This is a genomic window from Bacillus sp. MYb56 (genome assembly GCF_002976445.1).
Taxonomy (GTDB): Bacteria; Bacillota; Bacilli; order Bacillales; family Bacillaceae_G; genus Bacillus_A; species Bacillus_A mycoides.
The window spans coordinates 1-2,704 of the sequence record NZ_PCOH01000108.1 but is presented as its reverse complement, the minus strand read 5'-3'; the positions used below and the strand labels follow the sequence as shown (position 1 = coordinate 2,704).

4 protein-coding genes are annotated in these 2,704 nt (G+C 32.0%); 1 reads left to right on the top strand and 3 read right to left on the bottom strand.

Annotated features, from left to right (window positions below; translation table 11 throughout):
- Both CQ058_RS31145 and CQ058_RS31140 read right to left on the bottom strand, forming a co-directional pair.
- The coding region (locus CQ058_RS31145; RefSeq protein ID WP_483861164.1) for a phospholipase C/P1 nuclease family protein at positions 1-326 on the bottom strand (326 nt) is incomplete at its 3' end.
- 120 nt (positions 327-446) lie between these two features.
- On the bottom strand, positions 447-1,208 hold the full coding sequence (locus CQ058_RS31140; protein WP_105590263.1) for a hypothetical protein: 762 nt from the start codon (positions 1,206-1,208) through the stop codon (positions 447-449).
- Between the two features lie 329 nt (positions 1,209-1,537).
- Here CQ058_RS31140 and CQ058_RS32650 point away from each other — a divergent pair, with 329 nt between their 5' ends.
- The gene (locus tag CQ058_RS32650; protein ID WP_002192071.1) at positions 1,538-1,666 is read left to right on the top strand and encodes a hypothetical protein; all 129 of its coding nucleotides are present in this window, start codon (positions 1,538-1,540) and stop codon (positions 1,664-1,666) included.
- 27 nt (positions 1,667-1,693) lie between these two features.
- On the opposite strand, the gene CQ058_RS31135 is transcribed toward CQ058_RS32650, so the two are convergent.
- The gene (locus CQ058_RS31135) at positions 1,694-2,479 is read right to left on the bottom strand and encodes a GNAT family N-acetyltransferase (RefSeq protein WP_105590262.1); all 786 of its coding nucleotides are present in this window, start codon (positions 2,477-2,479) and stop codon (positions 1,694-1,696) included.
- Positions 2,480-2,704: the final 225 nt, after the last annotated feature.

The following is a 2,704-nucleotide window of genomic DNA, read 5'->3' as shown; positions in this document are numbered from 1 at the left end:
GAATCAGGATCATAGAAGTGTGAAGCGAATGTGGAATTATCATAGTATGGGTTTTTATAATCTGCAGAATAAATACCTTCCTCCAAATTAGTACGCCAATCATTTAATAGGGCTGTCTCATTTTGCTTTACCACAGTCGTATTTTGGGACATAATATCAATTGCTCTGTTTACAATCCATAAATGAGAACTTACTCCTTCATTATGTACAGATTCCGCTGACCATCTTAAAGCAATAGGCGAATCAGATTCATGCGCAAACGCCACACTTTGAATAGGAGCTGTTAAAGCAATTACAGAAGCTATAGCTAAAATTTTTCTTTTCATAAATATTCCTCCATTTGATATATAATTTAAATTTCTTTCATAGGATCTTCTCTTACCTTACTGAAAGACACATTGCATATTAATAAGTACAGTTATATAAATCTAAATGTAATAGATGCTCTATGGTAAAGGTACTAATTCATAACCAGATTGATATGGCGGCGCAGAACTTCCCCATAGTTTATCTTGATTTGAAAATGGTTGATCTGAAGTTTCTAGCTCGAAATACGTTGTAACTCCATACTCAGAATTTTGTGGATCTGCACTGTACCAATCACAAGGTCTTCCCATTTTATCTCTAAGATAATCAGTTTTACCTGTTATTAAATTGATTTCTTTTGCATTTTGTTCCCAAACTGTTAACGTACTTTTTGATTGGTCGCTAAAATAAATCCAGCCACGATTCCCTGCATTGACATATTTTTTAATTCCTCCTGCCTCAGCATTTGGCCCTCCAATCCACATTGACATGGTAACTGGCGTATTATGTCTTAAATATCCATCACTTTCTACCCCATCTGGAGTTTCAAAATTGATAGGTGTACCATAGTACTCATTACCTTTTGTATCCTTATGAGTCTCAGCAGTACCATAATAAGATTTATCTTTATACTGCATTACATAATGCCAACCCGCAAACTTCTCATAAGTTACTCCAAGTCTCTTCTGACCTATACCTGCATAAGCATCACGCCGAGGTTTGCCATCCAAAATTTTACGTACCATTATATAATCTTTAGATGTCTGGACTGGATCCCCATAAATATCAAGTATACGGTTGTCCTCAGCTGCATAAGCAGAACTTGTAGGAAAAACAGTAACTATCAAACTAAATATTAGTGCTAAAAATGTAAATATAGACAGTTTTCTTTTCATAAACATACCTGAACTTCTCCTTATTTTTACTAATGTTTTTACCATCTGCGTGCATCATCTACTAGTAGAACAGTCTTATCCTATCTAGTAAATCTTTCATTTCTCTTTCATAAATATTACAAAAGTCTTTCAGAGGTCTGAATTCTTTTCTGATGAAACTAATAAACCAAAAGGGAAACCTGCATGTTCATTGGCTTCATAGATCTTTCATTCGATAATACATATATATATGCAATTTTGCATATCGTTATTTGTAAATATTATTGCGAACGCTTACTATAATGAAAGCATAAAGATGTACCACATCTAAACACCAAGAAAGAGGGGGGAATATTATGGGAATCACAGTGGCAGTTTTAAAATTTGTAGGTGGAGTACTTCCATTCGTTCATGAACTTTTAAAAGGGATATCGCCACATCGCTATCAAGCTAAGATTATAAAAATTCTCTTTCTCTACAATTAGTTAGTTTGAGAATTTAGCTCATTTTTTCTATCCCTCGTGAATTTCTTTAATACTTTTTCCTTCTAAAAATGCATGTCCCGTTTTAATTTTTTCTACTGTTTCAAATCCATACTTTTCATACACTTTTTCTACTGTTTCGTTAATTGGGATCACCCAAAGATTATCTAGTCCTCTATTCATTACTTCACTTTGAATAAAGTGGATAAGTTCACCTATTAACCCTTTACCTCTAAAATTTTCAATTGTAGCTACACTTTCCATCCGGGCCTGTTTTTCATGTTCAAAAATACAAGCGATGGAACATGCTACTCCATTGTATCTAAGTAGATAGTGAGTGAATGCTGGATGTTGGAATTCATCTTGAAAAGCTTTTTTTCTAACTTCGCCTCCTAACTCTTTTATACTACATTCAATATCTAAAGCTTCTTCAAAATTTAATTCAGATACCTTTTCAATAGTAATTTTTTCATTTTTATCTTTTTTAGTTAATTTCTTATTCCATAATTGGACTGGACTTATTAATTCTTCAAATCCAAAATTCTTTATTTGTAATTCAGAAATCAGTTTTTCTTGCATATCTAAGTTGTATATATATAATCTAGGTACTATATTTTTAGTCTTATAGAAATGGACTACTTCATCTACTATCATTTGTGGATTTAAACTTACTACACTTACATGTGCATGATTTGCATCATAATAATATGGGTTACTTTCATTACAAAATATAGAACCCCATGATTTCTCTATTCGGCTAGTAAAGGTTTCAAGATATGCAAAATCCAGCTCAAGAACATTTTTTAAACTAGTCATACGATATTCCCTCTTCTCTATTTATTTCTTCAATATCTTCTGTACTTTATTATACATTTAAATATTTTAATTTTCAGTTTTTTTGTCAAAATATATCTCATACCCTTCAAAAAATATTTTCAAGAAAAATGAAAGTAAACTTTTGAATATTAGTTTACTTTCAGTGATAGAAGTAGAACCACATGCCCATCAACCCAATATTTTGGAGTACCTCCAAAAAAAATT